Annotated in this window: 20 protein-coding genes and 1 pseudogene; 15 read left to right on the top strand and 6 right to left on the bottom strand. The window is 41.6% G+C overall.

All coding sequences use genetic code 11. The features are described from left to right. Window positions 1-151: 151 nt before the first annotated feature. The 3 genes and pseudogenes from J1N51_RS08415 to J1N51_RS08405 form a co-directional block, all read left to right on the top strand. Window positions 152-2,389: a hypothetical protein gene (locus tag J1N51_RS08415; protein WP_232842771.1), complete on the top strand. Its 2,238-nt coding sequence runs from the start codon at window positions 152-154 to the stop codon at window positions 2,387-2,389. A gap of 75 nt (window positions 2,390-2,464) precedes the next feature. Beyond that, complete coding sequence (locus J1N51_RS08410; protein WP_208830311.1) at window positions 2,465-2,965, top strand: helix-turn-helix domain-containing protein; 501 nt, start codon at window positions 2,465-2,467, stop codon at window positions 2,963-2,965. A gap of 2 nt (window positions 2,966-2,967) precedes the next feature. Then, window positions 2,968-3,807, top strand: a pseudogene (locus J1N51_RS08405) (IS3 family transposase); the annotation flags it as partial. Window positions 3,808-3,867: 60 nt separating this feature from the next. On the opposite strand, the gene ahr reads toward J1N51_RS08405, so the two are convergent. Next, window positions 3,868-4,881: an NADPH-dependent aldehyde reductase Ahr gene (gene ahr, locus J1N51_RS08400; protein WP_208830309.1), complete on the bottom strand. Its 1,014-nt coding sequence runs from the start codon at window positions 4,879-4,881 to the stop codon at window positions 3,868-3,870. A gap of 179 nt (window positions 4,882-5,060) precedes the next feature. Between ahr and J1N51_RS08395 the strand changes: the two genes are divergently transcribed. After that, on the top strand, window positions 5,061-6,692 hold the full coding sequence (locus tag J1N51_RS08395; RefSeq protein WP_208830307.1) for a methyl-accepting chemotaxis protein: 1,632 nt from the start codon (window positions 5,061-5,063) through the stop codon (window positions 6,690-6,692). Window positions 6,693-6,722: 30 nt separating this feature from the next. Here J1N51_RS08395 and J1N51_RS08390 read toward each other — a convergent pair whose 3' ends face one another. Continuing rightward, window positions 6,723-7,199 carry a Spy/CpxP family protein refolding chaperone gene (locus J1N51_RS08390; RefSeq protein WP_208830305.1) on the bottom strand — a complete coding sequence of 159 codons (477 nt, stop codon included), beginning with the start codon at window positions 7,197-7,199 and terminating at the stop codon, window positions 6,723-6,725. 177 nt (window positions 7,200-7,376) lie between these two features. Here J1N51_RS08390 and J1N51_RS08385 point away from each other — a divergent pair, with 177 nt between their 5' ends. The 10 genes from J1N51_RS08385 (at window position 7,377) to J1N51_RS08345 (ending at window position 18,552) form a co-directional block, all read left to right on the top strand. After that, window positions 7,377-8,066 carry a response regulator transcription factor gene (locus J1N51_RS08385; RefSeq protein ID WP_208830303.1) on the top strand — a complete coding sequence of 230 codons (690 nt, stop codon included), beginning with the start codon at window positions 7,377-7,379 and terminating at the stop codon, window positions 8,064-8,066. A gap of 3 nt (window positions 8,067-8,069) precedes the next feature. Further along, on the top strand, window positions 8,070-9,440 hold the full coding sequence (locus tag J1N51_RS08380) for an ATP-binding protein (protein ID WP_208830302.1): 1,371 nt from the start codon (window positions 8,070-8,072) through the stop codon (window positions 9,438-9,440). Between the two features lie 146 nt (window positions 9,441-9,586). Further along, entirely contained in the window at window positions 9,587-10,855 is a 1,269-nt protein-coding gene (locus J1N51_RS08375; RefSeq protein ID WP_208830300.1) for an efflux RND transporter periplasmic adaptor subunit, read from the top strand. Window positions 10,856-10,859: 4 nt separating this feature from the next. Continuing rightward, on the top strand, window positions 10,860-11,570 hold the full coding sequence (locus J1N51_RS08370; protein WP_208830298.1) for an ABC transporter ATP-binding protein: 711 nt from the start codon (window positions 10,860-10,862) through the stop codon (window positions 11,568-11,570). Then, window positions 11,570-14,011, top strand: a complete 2,442-nt coding sequence (locus J1N51_RS08365; RefSeq protein WP_208830296.1) for an ABC transporter permease — start codon at window positions 11,570-11,572, stop codon at window positions 14,009-14,011. The genes J1N51_RS08370 and J1N51_RS08365 overlap by 1 nt, the downstream gene beginning before the upstream one ends. Window positions 14,012-14,034: 23 nt before the next feature. Continuing rightward, the gene (locus J1N51_RS08360) at window positions 14,035-14,556 is read left to right on the top strand and encodes a hypothetical protein (RefSeq protein ID WP_208830294.1); all 522 of its coding nucleotides are present in this window, start codon (window positions 14,035-14,037) and stop codon (window positions 14,554-14,556) included. 145 nt (window positions 14,557-14,701) lie between these two features. Next, window positions 14,702-16,075, top strand: a complete 1,374-nt coding sequence (locus tag J1N51_RS08355) for a sigma-54-dependent transcriptional regulator (RefSeq protein ID WP_208830292.1) — start codon at window positions 14,702-14,704, stop codon at window positions 16,073-16,075. After that, window positions 16,047-17,336 (top strand): sensor histidine kinase, encoded by a 1,290-nt coding sequence (locus J1N51_RS08350; RefSeq protein ID WP_208830290.1) that lies wholly within the window; start codon window positions 16,047-16,049, stop codon window positions 17,334-17,336. The genes J1N51_RS08355 and J1N51_RS08350 overlap by 29 nt, the downstream gene beginning before the upstream one ends. 412 nt (window positions 17,337-17,748) lie before the next feature. Beyond that, window positions 17,749-17,883, top strand: coding sequence for a hypothetical protein (locus tag J1N51_RS14775; protein WP_269802003.1), 135 nt, complete (start codon window positions 17,749-17,751; stop codon window positions 17,881-17,883). A 72-nt stretch (window positions 17,884-17,955) separates the two neighbouring features. Continuing rightward, window positions 17,956-18,552: a TlpA family protein disulfide reductase gene (locus J1N51_RS08345; protein ID WP_208830288.1), complete on the top strand. Its 597-nt coding sequence runs from the start codon at window positions 17,956-17,958 to the stop codon at window positions 18,550-18,552. Window positions 18,553-18,666: 114 nt separating this feature from the next. Here the strand turns inward: J1N51_RS08345 and J1N51_RS08340 are convergent, their stop codons facing one another. Together J1N51_RS08340 and J1N51_RS08335 are read right to left on the bottom strand one after the other, a co-directional pair. Continuing rightward, a complete protein-coding gene (locus J1N51_RS08340; protein ID WP_208830286.1) occupies window positions 18,667-19,233 on the bottom strand; it encodes a PepSY-associated TM helix domain-containing protein in 567 nt (188 codons plus the stop codon). Window positions 19,234-19,251: 18 nt separating this feature from the next. Next, window positions 19,252-19,716, bottom strand: a complete 465-nt coding sequence (locus J1N51_RS08335) for a DUF4920 domain-containing protein (RefSeq protein WP_208830284.1) — start codon at window positions 19,714-19,716, stop codon at window positions 19,252-19,254. Between the two features lie 162 nt (window positions 19,717-19,878). Here J1N51_RS08335 and J1N51_RS08330 point away from each other — a divergent pair, with 162 nt between their 5' ends. Further along, entirely contained in the window at window positions 19,879-20,427 is a 549-nt protein-coding gene (locus tag J1N51_RS08330; protein ID WP_208830276.1) for a SixA phosphatase family protein, read from the top strand. Between the two features lie 104 nt (window positions 20,428-20,531). Here J1N51_RS08330 and glmS read toward each other — a convergent pair whose 3' ends face one another. Beyond that, the gene (gene glmS, locus J1N51_RS08325; RefSeq protein ID WP_208830275.1) at window positions 20,532-22,364 is read right to left on the bottom strand and encodes a glutamine--fructose-6-phosphate transaminase (isomerizing); all 1,833 of its coding nucleotides are present in this window, start codon (window positions 22,362-22,364) and stop codon (window positions 20,532-20,534) included. Between the two features lie 11 nt (window positions 22,365-22,375). Then, a complete protein-coding gene (locus J1N51_RS08320) occupies window positions 22,376-23,137 on the bottom strand; it encodes a DeoR/GlpR family DNA-binding transcription regulator (protein WP_208830273.1) in 762 nt (253 codons plus the stop codon). Between the last annotated feature and the right edge of the window lie 91 nt (window positions 23,138-23,228).

Here is a 23,228-nt window from a genome sequence, read left to right as displayed (position 1 = left end):
AAGTTATTTACATACTCCAATGGTGACAAAGACTTACTGTTAAAAATTAGGCATTTTTTTATTCTCTTAATTAGTGGTTGTTTATTTTTTGAACTATCTTTGTTTTTAAGATAGTTCGGCGTTAAGCCTCCAACTTAAAGGGAATAAAACAATGGCGAATAAAGATACGTCCAAAGGACCAAAAAAAGAGCCTATCGAACCTACTTTTTCTGATTTGGCCGTTGATGTGGGTAGTAACGACGACAATGCAACGACTTCGGTCGAGTCGACAGCATCAAAGGCACCTCTTAAAAAGCCATCTACCGCTTTGCTTGGGCTGGACGATTACAAATACTTTACCGAGGATGACCTCAACAAAATCCTCCAAAACTTAGATATATTGCGGGGTGAAGTTTTACCCTCTACTAATCCATCCGAGTCGTCCAATTACGTCGAACCCAACTTTCCCTCTGTGTGTCTAATTGGGTTAGGTCGGTGTGGCTCTAATATCGCATTAGATGTGGCAACACTCGTACACAAAGCTCGTATATTTTATATGAGCGATTTTCAAGACGATGAGAAGAAAGCCAAAGAAAAAGATCGCAAGGCACTTAATTGGATTCAACGCAGTTTAAATATTCACTCTGATCAAGACGTCAAACCCGTATTTCTAATCGAGCCTTTAGTCATGTTAGGTGATTTAGACAAAGATATTCGGGGACGGATTCAGTTTTCAAGTAAAAGTGGCGGTGACAGCTTCTTGAAAAATTACAGCAAGCTAAAAATTATGGACTTGTCAGAAGTCCATGCTGGTGGTTCAGGTAATGCACCGATCCTCGGCCAATATTTAGCAAAGGTTATCCTAAACAAAGAAACCGATAAGTTTAGTAACGAAGAATGGAAATTTATTCATTCCTATTTGATTGATTCATGTGGGATTAAAGCTAATCAATCGAGACTGTACTTTTATATTTTCAGTGCTGGCGGTGGTACAGGCTCTGGCATGGCCTCGGAGTTTGGTCTCGCTCAGCAATATGCTTATATGAATAAAACGTTTGATATTAGAACTGAGCAAGAAATGCTGAGTCATAATCAATCTTTTGTTTTTGAACCAATATTTACCAGTGGTATTTGTATCTTACCCAATATTACTCATCGCTCAGTGGAGATGTCGGAAGCCTTACACATAAACGCTGGCCGGTTACTGTGTAAGTACTTGTCTGAAGAATGGAATTTTTCTTACAGCATGGATAATGGGGATGAGCCAACAGATGACATTATGCGCCGTATCCGACCGTGGAACGCGATGATGCTTATCTCAAATGATATCATGCGTTACGCCGAAGAATCTGACGAAGAAACTGCAGGTCAGTTCATTGATGTAAATACAATGGAAAAACACGCTAATCAGTATATTAGCCAGCAGATCTTTAATATTCTTACTGCCCAAGCTGTTACAACCGACTATGATGAAAACTACTTCCGTCGGGCGGGGATAGATATAGGTGAAACCATACGCCTTGATGCGAACGACCTATTTATGAGCTTGGCAGGTCCAATTGCAGTTGCATACGCAGAAACTGTTGTAGACGTGAAATCGTCAAACGAGCAACGCAGTGGCTTATTTGAAAGTAGCGCGCAAGAGTTAGATATTGATGATCTATTTTTCCGTTCTATCGATTTGCCTCACTTCAACAAACAAACTCAAGCAATAGAAGGTATCAGTCTGTTGCCTATAGAGTCTGACAGTTATCGCGACGCACTCAAAAAATACCGAGAAAGTGGTTATGACGGGAAGCACCTCAGAGATTTACATTTCTTCAAAAACTGCTCGTCGGTTGTATCTATAGTGTCATTGCCTAAGGACTATAAACTGTCTTACATGGATCTCAATCGCCTGAAAGTACACTTAAATAGCTTATTTCAAAATACCACACTAAAACGGTTTGCATTAGTTATTGGTGCATCTGCTAACTTGTCGCTGACCACGTTAGTTGCGAAGAGCCCATGTTTGAGTGATGACTTTTTAACTTTATTTGTTTCTTACATTAAGCGTTGTTTTGCCAAAGAGCAATTTGGTTACGATGCGACGTTGGACAACGCCATAGTAGACTTTATCAAGGCACCAACCTTTGACGAATCGAAGCTCGAAGAGATGTTAGAAAGTCATGAAAATCCGGCTAAGATCTTAGATACAAATTGGTTTGCAATAAAACCTATGTACGAGAAAAAATATCGCGAGTTAATTCATGATAAAGATAAGTTTACGTCTATCAATGATATTCGCTTGAGTATCGATAGCGTTAAACAAGCCATCTACTATTTGCGTGAAATATACCGTCATAGGATCAGTAAGACCCGAATTATCTCACTCACCAATGGTGCTCATGAGCCAGACCACAATAAGTAGTGTAAAAAGCAAAAAACCAGTGCAGAGTGAAGTGACCCCCAATAGTTGGACATTCCAATTACTGGGGGTCTTTTTATGTCCAAACACAATAGAATATTTAAAATAAAGCTCGCTCAGCATGCCGTGCAGGAAAGCTCTGTAGCTTTAAGTAAAAAGCACAATATAAGCGCTCGGCTTATTCGCTATTGGTCTCAGGTATACCAGCTAAACGGCTCAAATAGCTTTATTCATAATCAGTCACCTTATTCTAGTGAGTTCAAAGCTCATGTCCTCAAGACGATGAAAACTAACGATTGGTCATTGGGCCATACCAGTGCTCACTTCGACCTATCGTCTCCTGGTATTTTATTTCAGTGGCAAAAGCTTTATGCTCAAGGTGGTATATCCCGTCTTAAACCACAGAAAAAAGGTAGGCCAACCGTGACAAAGAGTGATTCTTCAGCAAAACCCGTAGAGCAGATGACAGAGGAAGAGTTACGAGAAGAGTTAGCGTACTTACGGGCAGAGAATGATGTTCTAAAAAAGTTAGAAGCCTTGGCTCAAGCCAGAAAGAAAAAAGCAAAGACAAGACGTTAGTTGTCGAAGAGTTCAAGGCAAAACATAGCTTAAGGCATCTATTAAAGGCCGTAGAGTTACCGAAAAGTGTCTACTATTATCACCGCTCAAGATTCGAGCAGCCGAGTGCCGACAGTGACTTACTCATAAAAATACGTGATATCTATCACAGGCATAAAGGGCGATATGGTTATCGTAGAATTACGAGTGCCCTCAGAACAGTAGGTCTACTCGTTAATCATAAACGGGTTCAACGTCTGATGAATGAACTAGGTCTAAAGTCGAAGGTAAGGCCTAAGCGCTATAAATCTTATAAAGGTGAAGTGGGCAAAATCGCCGATAATATCCTTGAGCGCGAGTTTACAGCAACGCAGCCCAATCAAAAATGGGTGACGGATGTAACAGAGTTTAAAGTCAACGACCAGAAGGTATACCTGTCACCAATGATAGACCTGTTTAATCAAGAGGTTATCAGCTATGAGGTGCGAACGTCTGTGACATTGCCATTGGTCACAGACATGCTCAAAGCTGCAACAGCGAAGCTACTGAAGCATGAGAAGCCTCTCATACACTCAGACCAAGGGTGGCAATATCAGAATAGAAAATACCAACAACACCTAAAAGAAAACGGGCTACTTCAGAGTATGTCAAGAAAGGGAAACTGCTTAGATAATGCCGTTGCAGAGAACTTCTTCGGCATATTAAAAACTGAGATGTATCACAACGAAACCTTCAAAGACGCCAATGACCTCATTGAAAATATCAAAGAATACATCCACTATTACAACAACGAACGCATTAAGCTCAAACTAAAAGGCCTGAGTCCGATACAATATCGAAATCAGGCCTTGGTTGCCGCTTAGAAATGAGTCCAACTTTATGGGGTCACTTCAGAGGCACTGGTTTTTTAATTTAGGTTAAGGTTATTTCTCTAATACGATTCTGTATCGCGCTTTACCGCTCTCTAAATGCTCTAATGCGTCATTTACATTATCAAACTTAAACATTTCGACTTGAGGCTTTATGTCGTGTTGCGTTGCAAACTCCAACATAGCCCTGATAGTTTCTGGACTGCCCACTGGCGATGACGAAATAGACCTTTGCTGAGCCATTAACCCAAAGACACTGATATCGAGTGGCTCTAGGGTTGCACCAACAAAATGCAAACGTCCTTTGGGCTTCAGGGTAGAAATATATAAGTTCCAATCGAGTTTAACGTTTACCGTCGACAATATGTAATCAAAGCGCCCTTGCGCAGCTTCGATTTCTGATTCACTTCTTGAGTTAATAGTATGGTGAGCACCTAACTGTTTAGCTTCTTCAGTTTTACTCTCACTAGAAGTGAATGCGGTTACCTCGCAACCCCACGCATTCAAAAACTGCAAAGCTAAATGACCTAGTCCACCAATGCCAATAACCGCAACTTTGTCAGTTGGCTTTACATCAAATTGAACCATGGGGTTAAACACAGTAATGCCACCGCAAAATAGCGGCCCAGCAGATTTAGCATCCATTCCGTCGGGTAATCGAACAACGGCTTGCTGGTGGGCTTTTACTTGGTCGGCAAATCCGCCGTGACGACCAACGATAGTAGACTCTGCGGTAGCACACAAATTCTGATCACCGGTGCCGCAGCTTGTGCATGATTGACAATAGCCAGAATGCCAGCCTAATCCAACTAAGTCACCCTTTTGGTGTTGAGTAACTGCACTGCCAACTTCACTAATAGTGCCGACAACTTCGTGACCCGCTACTAGTGGGTAATCGGACATACCCCACTCATTGTTGATCATTGACAGATCAGAATGGCAGATACCGCAATATTCCACATCAATCAAAACATCTTCAGGACCAAGCTCGCCAAGTTCTATTTCTATTTTTTTTAGACTGCTACCCGGTTCAGATGCAGCGTAACCGTGAGTTTTAAATTGTGTCATAACCAATCCTTGCTGTGGTAAGTAAGAGTTGTTAAGCATAGGACTAACTGGCTAAATTTACGAAGATTTAGCTTCAAAAATTAAAGGGATAAAGCAAGCTAAATACGGATTAAGGTCTATAGTTATTTTGGGATTTACCAATTCGCGATGGAGAGCACTGGATTAGACTGAGGCTACTCATGAATGTAAATAGTTTGAGATTTAAATACACTGCGACGTTTGGTGGTATTGCCGTATTCCTGGTTATTTATGTGTTGTTGACACTTAAACTGAACGCAAAGCTTGAGTCTGCAATAGACCAGGCGGGCAAGCATTTTACTCCTGCAATATCTGCAGTTATTAATGCAGATAGAGACCTTTATCAGGCTAAAGTGGCAGAGCTTAATTTATTGCGTAGTGATATTGACTCAAATACTCGTACCGCCTTTGAAGACGAATTTAATGAAAATGCTCAGCAAGCATTAGACAGAATGAATCGCTTCAAGGCACTCATGAGTGATAGACCTTCGGTTTTAGTGGCTATTAAAAACTTTGATGACGCATATGAGGCGTGGCAAACCGAGTCACAAAAGGTCTTAAGTTTGGCTGATAGTGGGCAGTATGCAGCAGCGAATGAGCAAAGTCAGGCGGGATCTGCAACCACGTTTGATGCACTTCGCGACTTTTATGATGCAGCAGGTGAAGCGGCAAACAGTCAATCTATTAAAGAAAGTGAATCCATCATCAAGTATTCGAGTACACAACAGATCATATTAAATGGCGTTGCGTTAGTTATAGTTATTGCAACAGGTTTGATTGGCTTTATGGGGCCGAAACTTATGGCTTCTTCGTTAAGAGAGCTGCAAAGCGAAATTAATGCTTTAAATTCTGGAAATGGTGATTTAACCAAACGAATCAAATCTAAACGAAAAGATGAAATTGGTGATGTGGCGAGAGAGCTAGACACGTTAATTGATGGCTTAGCTGAACTTATTCGTTCGATAGTGAATAACTCCTCAGAATTGAACAGTCAAATCTCTAAATTGAGCAATGGCGTATCAGCAATTAAATCCATTAGCCACAAGCAAACTGAATCGGTTGATAACATCTCTTTTTCCATCAGTGAAATGGCCGGTACCATTAGTGAAGTTAGCGATAATGCGAACACAACAAGTTCTGAAGTATCTAAAGTTACCGAGCTTACCGATCAGGGTAAACACATAACTCAACAAGCGGTTGCCGATATAACCAAACTTTCTGATTCGGTTGCTGATGCGGCAGAAGTTATTTCAAAACTATCAGCGGACTCAGATAATATTGCATCAGTATTGGATGTGATCAGAGGCATCGCCGAACAAACTAACTTACTAGCGCTAAACGCAGCGATTGAGGCGGCAAGAGCGGGTGAGCAAGGACGAGGCTTCGCTGTTGTAGCCGATGAAGTTCGAACCTTGGCAAGCAAAACTCAACAAAGTACTGAAGATATTCAAGCTATGATCAAAAGACTCCAAGATGGGGTCAATGGTGCGGTTAGCTCAATTAAACAGGGCAATGAAGTAACAGAGTCGACCGTCGAACTCTCTAAACAAACTTTAACGGCACTTGACCAAATTGCCGATGCCGCAGAGCGCGTATTTGATGCATCGACTCAAACCGCTAAAGCGACACAACGACAACTAGATGGTTCTGAGCAATTACAAGCTTATTTGAGTGACCTTCAGGCCGATACACAAACAAACTATGACAGTGCAGAGCTCAATCAACAAACTTCCGAAGAAACTGTTCACTTGGCCCGTACACTGTCAAATTTGGTCGCTAAATTTAAGGTATAGATTACTAGGAGCGTCTATTAAGCTTTTGGGTTAAAGGCGCTCTTCTACTACTTTGCGTTTCATTTTGTTTCTGCGCTTTTCCATCATGGCGGTTACCTTAGCCTGTTGTTCCTCCGTAAGAATGGCCATTACCTCTTTTTGCGTCTTTAATCGCTCTACTTTAAGTAGCGCTTTAATATCAGCTTGCTGATTTGCGATGTCAGTAAGTGCTTTTTCATTTAACACTGGCTGTTTAGCAAGTTCACGCCATTGAGCTTTTAGATCTTTTAATTGAGTAAATTCAGCACTGCGGGCTTTTTTTGCGTTGGAAATAATACTTTTTATTTGGCTTTGCTGCTCTGCGCTCAGTTCTAATTTGTTGGCAACCCGTTCTTTCAATAAAAAGTGCGTTTTGTCTTGGTTTTTGTGGCCGCTGCGATCCATATTCAAAGGTGCTGCGCTGATTGAGGCGGCACTGGTAATAGAGAGCGCAGCAATCGCTGCCAATAGTCGAGAATGAATAGTCATAGTAAATCACCTTGTATAGTCATTGGATATAAAGTGCGCTCTAAATGAACGTGGATTAAGAATAGCCAAAGCAATGCAAGGTTACGCCAACACTTTGCAAAGTAGTGTAAATGTACGGTGTTTTATATGAGTACTTTAATATTATACTCATCACAGAGTGAAAAATAGGTAGGTAATATGGCCAACAAGCATGTTTTAATCATCGATGACGATACGGATCTAACACAGCTATTACACGATTATTTAACCAGTAATGAGTTTGATGTCAGTATTGCCAATGATGGTCAAGAAGGACTGGACTTGGCAATAAAAAGTGACTTCGATGTCATTTTGTTGGATGTAATGTTACCGACTCTGAATGGCTTCGAAGTGTTACAGCAATTACGTCTGAGTAAATCTACACCCGTGATTATGCTCACGGCTAAGGGTGAAGACTTTGACCGTATTTATGGACTCGAAGTCGGCGCTGATGACTATATTCCTAAACCATTTAATCATCGTGAGCTGTTGGCGAGAGTAAAAGCCATGGTGCGTCGAATCGACTTGATGAGCCAGCCTTCTCACCAACATCACATTCTGTTTGAAGATATAACCCTTAATAATCAAAATCGTACAGTGAAAGTTAACGAGGCTGATATCAACCTCACAGGCACCGAATTTGAAATTCTAACCTTGTTACTTAAAGAGCCATTGGAAATCGTAAGTAAAGAAGCCATCAGCCAACAGGTTTTGGGCCGAAAACTCGCACCTTACGATCGATCAATTGACATGCACGTTAGTAATATCCGCAAAAAGATTGCCGAATTCTCTGAATACGAACGAATCAAAACGGTTCGTGGAGCCGGTTATGTAATGGTGGGTAATTAAGTTATGCGATCGTTTAGACCTTATCTTGTTTTTAAAGTCTTCAGTTACTTCTGGTTGTCTATTGTTGCCACTATTGTCATTTTGATTTTGATTAGCTCTTTGAGCTTTATCGATGCGGTAGATGAACCCCTGAGTCGCTCTAAGATTAGAGATCTTCAAAAAAAAGCACTGTTTTTATCACGTATTAACGCCAGGGCACCAACACCAAGATTACTCGAGCGCCTGGTGCACAGCTCATCAAAACGCAAGATAATATATTTAAAAGGTCCCACACCAGAACAATCCGTATCAAGTCGGCCTTTACCGGATGACGTCGATGTAAATTTACTCAATTATGTTGAAACAGACGTACCTCGTTACATACTGACTCAACACTTTCATGCTGCTGGGCCGATTCCTTTGATGCTAGCTGATGGTGAGTACTTACTGTATGAAATTAGGCTGACGCGTGAGCCCCCTCTCTTCATAAAAATTAAATTTTTACCGGTCTGGGTTAAATTAGCGGTGCCTGTGGTTATGTCACTGTTATTTGCATGGTTGTTTAGTCGATCTATCGTTTCACCGATTAGAGCTTTAAGAGATACGGCAGATAGTATCGGTAAGGGAAAGTTAGATAGCAGAGTACAGGTTCACACGGAAAGAAATGATGAGTTAGGTGAACTTATTTATGATTTTAACAACATGGCTCAGCAACTCGAATCTCTGATGGGTGGCCAAAAAAGGCTACTGGCCGATATCTCTCATGAATTGCGTTCGCCACTTACGCGTTTGTCTTTAGCGACAGGTTTAGTCAGGGATTGTAGCGAAGAAAAACGCGAAGAGTATCTAAACCGCATTGACAAAGAAGCGGGATTACTTGACGAAATGATTGCTTCGGTTTTGATGCTCTCAAGGCTTGAAAATCAACAGCAACACTTAGACAAGTCAATCATTTCGATTGCCGATCTTATTACTCCAACACTACAAGATGCTGAGTTCGAAGCTCAAGGCGTCGCAAAAAGTCTAGTGGTCGATGAGTTGCCTATGGTATCTGTTGAAGTAGATAAAAAGATTTTAGTTAGCGCTATCGACAATATTATTCGCAATGCGATTCGTCATGCTCAAAACCAAGTGAGTGTCTCAGTTCGCTGTGAGCACAATAAAGTACTATTTGTGATCAAAGACGATGGGCCAGGTGTTCCTGACTATATTCTTGAAAAGTTAACTGAGCCATTTTTCCGTCATAGTGAGTCACGAGCTCGAGCTTCAGGTGGCGCGGGACTAGGTTTAGCAATAGCACAAAAAGCGATGGTAGCCCACGGAGGAAAATTACAACTACAAAATGGTCAAGAGCGTGGTTTAGAAGTCACCATGACCTTAGACGTCGCAGGTTAAAACATGTTTCGATTTTGAAACAGTGTTGCGAAATTGATACGCTGAATTTGTAGTTAAATTCATTAAACATAAATAAAACAACAACTTACTTTCTGGCATGTTCTTTGTAATCTTTAACGAAAGAATTACAAGTTACTGGAAAAGTCATGGACGTGATGCACAACCCCGAAAGTAAGTTTGCCAAGTTTAGGCAGCCAGTGTGGGCAACAACAACTCTCTTAATTGTTGCCACACTGTTTTTTTGGTTATTTTCATCAAGTTCCGTTTCTGTGCCAATTCAACAACTACACATTCAACAGGTGCAGTTTGGTGATCTTCCATTAACTATTAATACCTATGGCAAACTAGTGTCCAAAGACACGAGGTTTTTGTCGGCCAGAACCGGTGGCACGGTGGATAAAATATGGCTTAAGCCAGGAGCCAAAGTCTCTGCAGATACCGTGATATTAGAGTTAAGCAATCCGCAATTACATCAGCAAGTAGAGTCAGCAGAGTTACGTGTCCAACAAGCAGAAAATCGATTAAAAAAAATGGAATTAGAGCTTGCTGATTCGTTACTTCAGCACCAATCAAGTATTGAACTATTGAGAGCCGAGCTCGAATCTGCACAACTTACTTACGACGCAGAAAAAAAGCTCGAAGAGTCGGGCATAGTGTCTAAGTTGCAAATTCAAACCTCACAAATCAAAGTCAAACAATTGCTTGTTCGATTAGATATAGCTGAAAAACGTTTATCTCATCTCGCTAATATTAACGAAACTAGACTGTCCGTTGAGAGAGAGCTCGTTAATTTAGAAAAAAGCCAACTTAAGTTACATCAAGACCACCTCAAGTCGTTAACGGTAAAAGCTGGGATAGATGGTGTTCTGCAACGTTTACCTGCTGAGCTAGGCGCGAACGTAGTCGTTGGAGAGCCTCTGGCTATTGTTGGGAGTGTCGAACAATTAGAAGCCGAACTCCGGGTGCCACAAAGCCAAGCGGACGACATTCAATTAGGTAATCAAGTAATGCTCAATATCGCAAATCACAGGGTAAAAGGGCTGGTAAGCCGAATTGACCCCGTTGTCACTGAAGGTTACGTCACTATAGAAGCTGAGATAAAAGAGACGTTACCCCAAAGCGCAAGACCAGACATTAACGTGCAGGGCGTTATAACGGCGGGTCAGATACCTAACACTTTGTTTATTGAAGCACCAGTAAATGTCGCAAGCCACTCAACCGTTAATTTGTTTGTTCTAGATCCTGAGAGTGAACGAGCGACATCGTCGCCTATCCAATTTGGTCAAGTAACAGGCCGGTATATACAAGTTTTATCAGGGTTAACCGAAAATCAAAAAGTCGTGATTTCGGATGCAGAAAAATGGCGCGACTTTGAGCACATCAAGGTAACCAATTCGACAGAAATACGAGGTTAACAAAATGAAAAATGTATCAACACAACAAGCCGTCATTGAGTTAGAAGGTATTTCTAGACAGTTCAGTACCCAAGATATGACAACGACCGCAGTCAGCGATATCAATCTCACTATTAATGCTGGCGATTACGTTGCGATTACTGGTCCATCTGGCTGCGGTAAATCGACCTTGTTATCCATTTTAGGTCTTATGGACACACCGACGACTGGAACGTATTGGTTGGCAGGCCAAGAAGTCAGTGGATTGTCCAATAACCAACTGGCCGAGCTACGTAATAGAGAAATAGGCTTTATATTTCAATCTTTTAATCTGATAGACGAGTTGTCAGTGTGGGAAAATGTCGCACTTCCTTTATTTTACAGCCCAAGCAAAGGAGTAGGTGCTAAACAAGCGGCATTGGCAGCCCTAGATAAAGTGGAAATGAAGCACCGATCGAATCACTTTCCGAGTCAGTTATCGGGTGGGCAACAGCAGCGTGTCGCCATCGCTCGAGCCCTAGTCATGAACCCTTCAATCTTACTTATAGATGAGCCAACTGGAAATCTAGACAGTCATAACGGTGATATTGTGATGGAGATGTTGTCAGAGTTGAATAACGCGGGTACTACATTGTGCATGGTCACGCACGACTCTAGATATGCCAACAAAGCCAAGCGGCGCATAGACTTACTCGATGGCCGGATTTTGGGTTCGACACATAGGAAGATTGCCTAATGTTTGCCTATTGGTTGATGGAGTTAAGGGTTGCCTTTCGAAGCCTGTTTAAAAGGCCTCAATTTGTAGCAACTGTGGTGTTTACCTTAGCCTTGTCTATGGCGGCGGTTATTAGTTTATTTAGTATTAGCAGCTTGTTGTTATTTCAAGCCTTACCTTATCAGGACGCAGAGCAGCAATACGCGATTAATCTAGAACTCGAGTTGGCAGGAAAACGATTTCCTTCCATACCGGCTCTACAACGACAGTTAGTTGAGCAACAAACCAGTTTTACGTCTATTGCGACGCTAATTCCAGAGTCAAAGAAGTTAACCGTCAGAGAGCGTTCATTTGATGTCGAGACTGCATTTGTCTCAGCAAATTATTTTTCCCAATTAGGAGTGCCCTTCGGGTTAGGTACCGGGTTTGGCGCTAATGAGCGTTTGGGGAGCTTTTCGCCCAAAGCGGTTTTATCCTTTGAACTATGGCAAACATTATTTTCGAAGGACCAGGCTTTAATTGGCAAGCAAGTACAAGTTGGGGACGACTTTTTTACAGTAGTTGGGGTCTTAGCTCAACACGCAGAGGCTCCAGATCATATTGTATCTGAGCAACCCTCAATATACTTGCCATTGGACTACACAGCTGCAGATTTAGACGGTACACAACAAGTGTCCTCTGGTGAGGCGCACCTGATTGGTAAAGGTATCGCGGAAAAAGAAGCTCTGTATCAGGCTCAAATACAACAGGTAGTAAACGAAATTCAGCCATCTATCAATCACCCAATCGTTGCCATGTCACAGATTAAAAGTCGGGTCTTACCTTTAAGGGAAGCAATAGTAGGTGGTGCTGAACACCTTACCTTTATTCTTTTGATGGGGGCAGTAATGTTACTGCTGGTGGCATGTACTAATTTGGCCAACCTGTTTATCGCTCGTAGTGTCGAGTCGACAAGAAAATTCGCAATACACATGGCCGTAGGAGCTAAAGACCATCAATTATTCAATAAGCTATTTATAGAAAGTGCACTGTTGATTTTAGCGTCAGGTGTTATGGCACTGTTACTGTCGGTTTGGGGTATAGAGCTTATTAAGCTGATTGCTCAAGATGCACTACCTAGATTGAGCCAGTTGAGTATCGATGGTTATACCTTGGCGTTTTCTATGGTTATTTGCTGCTTGTTAGCTCTTACGTTTTCGTATTTCCCTTATGCTATTGCAAAACAAGCTGGTTTAAGTGAAAACATGCGAGCCTCGGGTAAAGGCAGTGGTCAACAGGGCTCTAAAAAGTCGAAAAAGCTCTTACTGGTAGGGCAGTCTTGTTTAGTCGCATTTTTACTGTGTTTTTCGTCGTTGTTTTTACAATCGTCTCTAAAAGAACTCAATCGAGTGACTGGTTTTGAAACGGATAATCGATCTATTTTGACCTTAAAAAAGAAATACGAATCGACCAGTACTGGTGAGTTTACCGATGATTTAGGGCAGATCCGCAATGCCTTAAAACAGCAGGCCAATGTGACGGAAATTGCCATGAGTAACTCAAGCCCAGTGGTGATGTCCGGTGTTATTTTTCCAGTTAGAAAAGACATGAATACTGAAGAGTACATGTTGTCAGTAAATAAAGTAGAGGCAAATTTCTTTTCTACATTAGGCGTCGAATTTGAAGCCGGTCAAACTTTTTCACCAGATCAGTCTCAAGCTCAGTATTCGGTTATATTGAACCTCTCAAGTGCCGAATTATTACTGGGCAAAAACTGGCAACTTGGTCAAACCGTTGTCGTCGCAGGTCGACCCCATGAGCTAATTGGCGTCGTTAAAGACACCTTTCGTTCTCGATATTTAGCTAACCAATTTGGTGACGAGCTTGTCTTTACCCCTTATAACCGTATCAATGGTGCCATGCTGCCATCCGAACAAATCGTCCTTAATCTTCATCACAAAAACGCAGCAGACCTAGACCTCAACAAAGTGTTTTCGCTAGTCAACTCGAACAGTCAACTGCTCGAGATAGAAGAACTCAGTGGATTGGCAACACTGTTAGAAGAAGAGGTTTATGTGGCTCGAGTCACTGCAACCGTGGCGTTGAGCTTTTGTGTTTTGACCTTAATTTTGGCAACGATAGGGGTCTGGGGAATCGTCAATTATAACGCTCAAACAAGACGGTTTGAATTTGGCGTAAGAATGGCACTTGGTGCCAAAAAGCGTCACTTACTGTCAATGATGTTAAAAGAGTGCAGCCGCCCCATGGGCCTGGGACTCATTGTCGGCCTGATTGGTGCAACGTTATTGATCACACAAGTCGAGTCTCTAAAAAAGGTAATTGATGTCGTAGGTCAGTATGACCTTAACATCATAATAACAATGGTAATTATGCTTGTACTGGCCATGTTGTTTGCTGTCATTAAGCCTGTAAGCCAAGTGGTTAACGGTGCGCCGATGAGAGCATTAAAGCAGGACGATTAATTAAAAACAGAAAGGAAAATCAAATGTCATTTAAATCATCAATTTCAATAGTCGTGGCGTCGTTGGCAATCTTATTTGTGTCGACAACCGCCAATGCAGAGATCATTAAAAAAACACTTAACACATCAGATGCGATGTTATTCAAACGAATGTTTGTAGAAAAGTCAGTGACGATGCCACAACTTAAAGTATTCAATAACGACGGAGTATTGTTGTACGGTACCAATACGTTAGACAAAGAACTGGTCAAAAATGTCATGCAAGCGGTTAAAAAGGCGGATCAAAGTGGTGATAATGAGCTTGCGAAACACCTAGATGGGTTTAAAGATGAAAGTGGCACGCCGTTAAAAACCGACTCGTTTAAGGCATCTAACCTTATCATTGTCGAAAGCTATGTTGAATGGTTTGAGGGCAGTCAAACACAACGAAAAGATTTGCAACAAATTCTTGCGAGCTTATCTGATCAAAACGTTTTATGGTTAGAACTGGACGTTGATCCAAAAAAGATGAAAGGCGCAAACGTAACCGTGACAAATATTGATTAAGTTCGTACTATCAATAACATGCTTATTCTGGATAGGTCATTTTTTAAGGACATTGAATAAGCATGATTACCTGTTAGGTCGTTGATATATAGCTAAGTATTTTTATGATATCGAGCTTAAGAAAGGAATATAAAAAGGGTAACAGATGAAGTCTCAAGGAAGTTCTAACCGCAATATTCTGGTCGTCGACGATCAAGTAGACATCCGCACCACTATTCAGTTTCTTCTCAATAACAAAGGGTTTAATGTTTGGGAAGCTGAATCACCTGAACACGCCAAATCGATAATTCAAACCGTCGCCATTGATATGGTGATCACCGACATGAACTTTCAAAAGGACACCACGTCAGGCAAAGAAGGTTTGGAGTTTGTTGCCTATCTAAAACAGCACCATCCTAAATTGACCGTGCTAGTGATGACAGCATGGTCTACCGTGTCAATTGCAGTTCAAGCTATGCAACTGGGCGCTCGTGATTTTATTGAAAAGCCCTGGGAAAACAGCGACTTTTTTGAAATTGTTGAACGCCAAATTAATATTGCAGAGAGTCCAGCTCTTGCTCTTCCTGGTAATGAGTCTCTTATATCAAGTGAAATTATCGCTGAATCAGACTCCTTTAACCGAGTGCTAGAAAACGTAAAAAAAGTGGCCATGTCTCATGCCAGTGTTTTGCTGACCGGCGAAAACGGCACAGGTAAATCACTATTAGCTCATTATATTCATCAATGTTCTGGGCGAAATAACGCACCATTTGTAACGGTAAATTTAGGGGCGGTACCTGAGCAATTATTTGAAAGTGAGCTATTTGGTCATAAGCGAGGTGCATTTACTGGCGCAATAGAGGACAGGCAAGGGCGTGTATCGCTTGCTGGAAAAGGCTCATTATTTTTAGATGAACTTGCCACTACATCAATGGCGAACCAAGCCAAATTATTAAGAGTACTAGAAACAAAAGAGTTTGAGGCAGTAGGCGGTACCTCAACGGAATTTATGGGTTGCAGGTTAATATCGGCGACCAATGCTAATTTGGTAGAAGAGATAAAAGCACAGAATTTTCGAGAAGACTTGTATTACCGTCTAAACACAATTGAAATTAATATACCTGCATTAAGAGAGCGTGCTGAAGATATTGTCCCATTAGCGCACCATTATTTACAAAAAATAGGCGTTGAATACGGCAAGCCTGAACTAACATTGAGCGCTAATGCCAAAGACAAATTATTGGCCTATCAATGGCCGGGTAATACTCGAGAGTTAAAACACGTGATCGAGCGCGCGGTGATTTTTTCTGATACCGCGACCATAGAATCCAACGATTTGGCGCTTAACGCCGAATCTTCGAAACAGGTCATTCGAAATCAAATAGAACCGCTCGCCAAGGTCGAAGAAGCATTGATCATCCAAGCGCTTAAACAATCAAACGGTAACATAAACGTATCCGCAGAAATGTTGGGGATAAGTCGCAGTGCCTTATATCGAAGGATTGAAAAACATGGCGTTAAGCTCAAAAACAGCTATTAGTTTCGAAGCCAAAGTAAACAAACTTTGCGGGATTCTTTTACTTATATTGGTAATAATGACCTGTGTGTTTTTGGCTCACTCTCAGTGGACCTTAGCGCAGTCCATGAGTCTTGCCGTTCCGCTGATCGTTATTGGATTTTGGGTTTGTGCTTTGTTGCGCAGTTTTGCAGTAGATACGCTAAATACATTTTACAACTCTCTCGAGCACATCAACAAAGGTGCATTTAATACAACACCTTATCAAAAATACCAACGAGGCGTTTTGCGGTCGATTTCTTTGGAATATCAATCGATGCAAGAAAAGCTTCAAGAACTCAGTTTTGGTGAACAAAAAGATGCCTATGTGATGTACCAACTTATCGAGCAATTGGACACACCAGTATTACTTTTTGATCATCTTGGGTTGTTGATTAAAGCAAACAAAACATCGAGTTCTTTTTTAGGCAAAGATTGGCGCTTGGCCAAGGGGTTGACGTTTCAAGAAGTCGGCCTTGAGCTAGAAAATAACGGCCAAATTTATTGTTTAAATGACAGTGAAAATTGGTCAGTTAAAAGTTGTATCTCGACATCAGGCAGTAATAAATTTTATTTGGTTGTACTACAAGATATTGAACAAGAGTTACGCGAAAAAGAGCAAAGTTCTTGGCAACAGCTAATCAAGGTTGTCGGTCATGAGGTTCGCAATTCGCTCACTCCGATTTATTCTCTAAGCAGCGCTTTAGCCGAGAGCAACAAACAAGACCACTCGACATACCAAGCGTTACAAGTGATAGCAAATCGAAGCAAAAGTTTGCAGGAGTTTGTAAACAACACGACCAAATTATCTGACATTGCCAAGCCGGTTAAAGATAAAGTCGAAATTTCGGCGCTTCTCACCGATTGTTGCAATGTGATCCCAGACTTAGACTACCAGCTCAATACGTTTGATAACTTGGTTTCGTTGCCAGCGGATCGGGTTCAACTAGAGCAGGTATTTATTAACCTACTAAAAAATGCAGTGGAATCGAGCCCAGAGCCTCAAACTATTCACGTCAGTATCACTCCAGAGCGCGATGGCGTAACTGTGTCCATTAAAGACAATGGAACAGGCATATACGAAACAAATAATTTATTTACTCCCTTTTATACCACTAAGCCAGAAGGCTCAGGTATTGGTTTGCCCCTAAGCAAAAAAATCATTGAGTCTCACAATGGTCGTATTTGGGTCAATAATAATGAAGGTGAAAAAGGGGTTACCGCATCAGTTTGGTTGCCAGCTTAGTTACCTGTTAAATGTGAAAAACCAAGAGGACTCGAATGATCCTCTTAATAAAGGCATCACTCCGTAATTTTTTCTTTTTTTATTAGAATGTTTTTCATTCAAATTATCTTTATATATCTCCACTTGTTATATGTTTGATCGAAAACAGCCATCAAATTCGAAAATTTCAATTGGGCTGAAAAAGTCAATTTAGTAATCCGGCTTTAAGTTTGTTTATTAACCAATGCTCCGTATAAAAGGTGACTTAAGTTGTTCGTTTTCGGACATAAAGTGAGATATTTTTACGAAACTGGAATTGTCAGCTTTTGGTTCTATCTTTTTGAAATATATAGATTTTTATCATAGTGTTTTCGAGGTCGAGGCGACATTCATTGCCATCGATATAACAACTTAAATATAAAGGAATAACACTATGAAAACTTTAACAAATAAACTAGCTGCTCTTTCTACGTTATCACTTGTTTCATTAAACGCTGTGGCTGCAACAGCAGTGTGTGCTTGTGGTCGTGTTGGCGACACTATCGCTTGTGTTTGTGTAATTTTCTAAGAATTACCAAATCGATCAAAGCCGGCCGTCATGACTGTGGTGACGGCCGTTTCTTTTTTAAGAGAGGTGACTATGAAGCGTATCTTATTGTCTGTTCTGTTTTTGTCTAGCGTGTTTTTAATCTCCAAGTATTTCTTTTCAGGTTCGGATTTTAATGACTTGAGTTCTGAGCAACTCAGTGATTCATTAAATGCCCATCAAAAAGTCGTTGGACAAACGGTAAATCCCAACCATGTTTTATATACCTTAGAAGGTGAAGAAGTCAGATTTTCAGATTTTGTCGGTAAGCCACTCGTTGTGATGTATTGGGCACCATGGTGTAAAGCATGTAAAGAACAGCTGCCCGAAATGATTAGGGCACAACAAGCGCTACCGCATGTCAATTTTGCTTATATTGTTGTGAATTCTGACAACGAAGCCATAGCAAAATGGCAAACACCGGCGACCAAAAACATGAAAATATATCGCAAAGGTTGGAAACAAGGTGAGAGTATCTTAACGGGTAATGCATTACCTCTAACCTATGTTGTGGATGAGAGTGGGACAGTTTTAGACGAACAGTTAGGGTTCAATACCAACACCAAACTCAACTACATTTATAACGCCGTCAGTGAAGTCGATACGATTGCTCAAAGAACAGACATATCTGTGGTTAATAACGGTAATTAATTGTCATGTCAAGGGCGATCCTATGTTTCCGACAACCACACATTTATTACCTAAGCTCGAGTTGACCAAACAAGAAATAAAAGATGTTGTGGCATTTTTAAAAACGCTCTAGCGTTAAGAATAAGCTAGGATGAAAGTGAGTGGTACGGCAATACCGGCAACGACTAACCAGCCGCGTTTACCAAACGCGCCGTACCTTCCTTTAACCATGAACAGTGCTGATAGAGACAAAAATATCAGCATGACCGCATAAGCATCCGAAAAATACGTCCACGCCTTGCGCGCTTCGTTGAGGTGCAAAAAGTTGAAACTACGCAGCACGACTCTTGGTTTGACTTGTTCAACCAAAACCGAGTTGTCTGCTGTCGATACGACTATGGTGTGATCTTGTTTGGTAAAGAGTTTAAGTCGTTGAGGTGACTCCCAAAACTGAGCTTTTACGTCAGCCTCGATATGCAGTTGTTCTAACAGCCAAGGTTTAAAATTGTCTCGGTCGATTTGTGTTGCTAAACCGTCAATTTTGTACCTTTGCTGTGTCACCTCATAATTTGGGTTCCAGTCTTCGACATGATTAACGGCGATGCCCGATATAGCAAAGATCAATGTCATGCCAATACAAAAATAACCAATATCACGATGCAACGACCGATTCAATTTAAACCAATTAATAGACTTAGACATAAACGTATTTCAAAGTTATTAGTCTTGAATTGTCACACCGTGAGGCGCCAATTGATAAACCGTCATCGGCTCGGTCACCGACGCAGGGTCAAACTCTTCATTCATTTCTTCAGCTTGATAGGCAAGGTAAGACTTAGTGCGCTCTAGCGATAATGGAAACGCTTGAATTTTACCCGTGGCAAATGCCGTTTTACCCATTGCCGTCATTGGAAATACCATATCACCGTCTCGAACTTTTACGCGAAAGCTCTGAAAGCGCTTGTCCGAAGCCAACTCCATCCAACAACCACGCTTTTTACACACTTTGACAATCGTGCCTTTGATGGTCACGTCTTTGTCCATGTAAGTTTCTGGAGTTGCTAATATGTCCGAGATTTTAGAAACGTCTGAGGTATTGGCACCAGTGCCAAAGGTTTGGCTGGCGTCTACTGGATTTGCTAAAGCCAACATGAAGACAGTGGAGATAATAAACAGGGATTTCATAAATAAACCTTCCAAGTTACTTTTGTAATAAGATAGCCAACTCTTTAATAGTAATGTAGTTTTCTATCAGGTTATTGCTGAGATAACCGTTAGTGTAACTCGGCTTTAATTAAATACAAATAAGAATTGTTATCAGTTGTGTAAATTTAAGAGAGAAGTAACATGTGGTTAAAAAGAGGGTTAAGTGCGATTGTTTTTATTGGGCTAGGAATACAATCATTGATTGGAGTTGCACATGCAGAATCTAGCTATTCCATATTTTTAGTTAGGCATGCAGAGAAAAATACCCTAGAGTTTCCAAATACAAAAAATCCGCCTCTTACGCAATGTGGACTAAAGCGGGCTCAGCGATTAACCGAAATTTTGCAAGATTCACCAATTGATGCAGTTTACAGTACCGACTACGTAAGAACTCAACAAACTGCGGAGCCAACGGCGACAAAAAGGGGGCTCAAAGTCTTGAGTTATGATCCCAGGGACCTTGATGGGTTTGCTGCGCAGCTCAAACAAAAAGGACAAAACGCTTTGGTAGTCGGCCACAGTAACACAACTGGCAAACTAGCCTCTCTGTTATTAGACTCGACAGCGTCAAAGCAACGGGTTGAGATTGATGAGTCTGAGTTTGATTTATTACTCATCACAACTTTAGTTGAAGGAAAAGGCTCGTTACTCACATTAAGACAAGGGTTTGGTTGTAACTCTCCAAATTAACCCAAAGAGCATAAAAGCAGTTTTAGCTGAGGAATAGACAATAAAAAAGCGACTCTAAGAGTCGCTTTTTTGATCCACTCATATTAGAGCGGGACAATAACGAATTACTCAACCGTTACTGATTTCGCTAAGTTACGAGGTTGGTCAACGTCAGTACCTTTGATGATAGCAACGTAGTAGCTCAATAACTGTAGTGGAATTGTATATACAATTGGTGCAATTAATTCATCAACGTGTGGCACTTCCATTACACGCATTGTGTCGTCGCTCTTGAACGTCGCGTCTTTGTCTGCGAATACGTATAAGATACCGCCACGAGCACGCACTTCTTCAACGTTTGATTTAAGCTTTTCTAACAATTCGTTGTTAGGTGCCACAACGATGATTGGCATTTCTGCGTCAATCAAGGCTAATGGACCATGCTTTAATTCACCTGCAGCGTATGCTTCAGCGTGGATGTAAGAGATCTCTTTAAGTTTAAGAGCTCCTTCCATTGCGATTGGGTACTGGTCGCCACGGCCTAAGAATAAACTGTGGTGTTTGTCAGCAAACTCTTCTGCAAGCTTTTGGATGCCTTCTGACATAAGAAGGGTTTCTTCTAGCTTAGCCGGTAGGCTTGATAACGCTGATACGATTTGCTTTTGAAGCTCAGCAGTCATGCCTTTTTGCTTACCTAACGCTGCAGTAAGCATTAATAACGCTACTAACTGAGTGGTGAAGGCTTTCGTTGAAGCAACACCGATTTCTGCACCGGCGTTCGTCATTACCGCTAGGTCAGATTCACGCACTAACGATGAGCCAGGTACGTTACAGATTGAAAGACTTGCTTTGTAACCGATTTCTTTAGCTAGACGAAGCGCCGCTAATGTATCGGCCGTTTCACCTGATTGTGAAATGGTAACGATTAGTGAGTTAGCAGGCACAAATGACTTGCGGTAGCGGAACTCAGACGCGATTTCGACGTTACAGCTTACGTTTGCTAGTGATTCTAACCAGTAACGCGCAACCATACCTGAGTGGTAAGACGTACCACATGCAATGATTTGAACGTGGTCGATGCCTTTTAGGATTTCAGCCGCGTTTTCGCCAAGGTATTCTTCGATAACGGTTTCGTCATTGATTCGGTTCGCTAATGTATTACGAACTGAAATTGGTTGCTCGTGGATTTCTTTTAACATGTAGTGGCGGTATTCGCCTTTGTCACCTGCGTCGTGAGTAATGTCAGATTCTTTCACTTCACGCTCAACTGGATTGCCGTTTGCATCAAAAATGCTAACGGTTTCACGAGTGATTTCTGCTACGTCACCTTCTTCTAAGAAGATAAAACGACGAGTAACAGGAAGAAGGGCTAATTGGTCAGAAGCAACGAAGTTTTCGCCGATACCAAGACCAATAACTAATGGCGAACCAGAGCGAGCAACAACGATGCGATCTGGGTTAGAAGGCTCCATAATTACGGTACCATAAGCGCCATCTAATTCTTTAACAGACGTTTGAACGGCTTCTAATAAAGACGCTGAAGACTTGCGGTTTTCGTTTACTAAGTGAGCAATTACTTCTGTGTCAGTGTCAGAGTTAAAGGTATAACCTTTCGCTTTTAGTGCTTCACGCAGTTTTTCGTGGTTTTCGATAATACCATTGTGAACTAACGCGATTTCTTCGTTAGACATGTGAGGGTGAGCGTTCTTTTGCGTTACGCCACCGTGTGTTGCCCAGCGAGTGTGCGCGATGCCTGTGACACCATTCACACCAGATGCTTTTACCGCGTCTGCTAATGCTTGTACTTTACCAACTTCACGCTCACGCATTAATTGGCCGTCGGACTCAAGAAGAGCCACACCCGCAGAGTCATAACCACGGTACTCAAGACGTTTTAGACCTTCCAATAAAATGTTTACGATATGACGTTCTGCTACGCCACCAACGATTCCACACATAGTAAATTTCCTTAAGCTTTAATAACTTGTACGTTTTGCGCCGCAATTTTTGCTTCGCTTTCTGAATCAATGCCCGCGTCGGTCACTAAAATATCAATGTGTTCCCACGCGAGTTCTAAATTTGGGATTTTTCGTTCTAACTTTTCTGACTCAGCCATAACAATAACCTGCTGAGAAACCTCTGCCATGATCCGGCTCAAATTTGTGAGCTCGTTGAAGGTCGTTGTACCGCGTTCAACATCTAAACCCGATGCCCCTAAAAAAGCCTGGTCGAAATTATAGGCACGGAGCATGTTTTCGGCGAATTGGCCTTGTAACGAGTATGATTGTGCGTCCCACGTACCGCCTGTCATTAGCAATGTAGGTTCGTTTTCGAGCTCTAAAATACGGTTGGCGACTGAGATAGAGTTGGTCATCACGACCAAACCACGGACGTGCTGAGCATGAGTCAACAAGGCTGAAGTTGTACTTCCGCTATCAATGACAATGCGATTGTGATCTCTGATCAATGCTGCGGCAGCTTTACCTATGGCTTGTTTGTTTGCTGAAACTTCTGTGTCTGTTAACTCAGAAGACTCTTGAGGTAATGCGACCGCACCACCGTACTTGCGCAACAACAGGCCATTAGCCTCTAGTGCAGACAAATCCTTTCGAATCGTAACTTCAGATGTATTAAATTCTGCTTTTAACTGCTCAACAGACACTTCTTGAAACGCATTGACCTTTTCGACAATGGCGCGTCTGCGTGACTGAGTGTTGCGTTTTTGAACCATATTAACAGTGCATCCGAGTTGCGTTGAAAGAGTTAAATATTACGGCTTAAAGTTTCGTTTAAGTTTCGAAACGAAAGTATTATAGATAGTC

This window comes from Psychrosphaera ytuae, from assembly GCF_017638545.1.
Classification (GTDB): Bacteria; Pseudomonadota; Gammaproteobacteria; order Enterobacterales; family Alteromonadaceae; genus Psychrosphaera; species Psychrosphaera ytuae.
The sequence above is the reverse complement of the archived record's forward strand: the minus strand, read 5'-3'. Positions and strand labels throughout refer to the sequence as shown.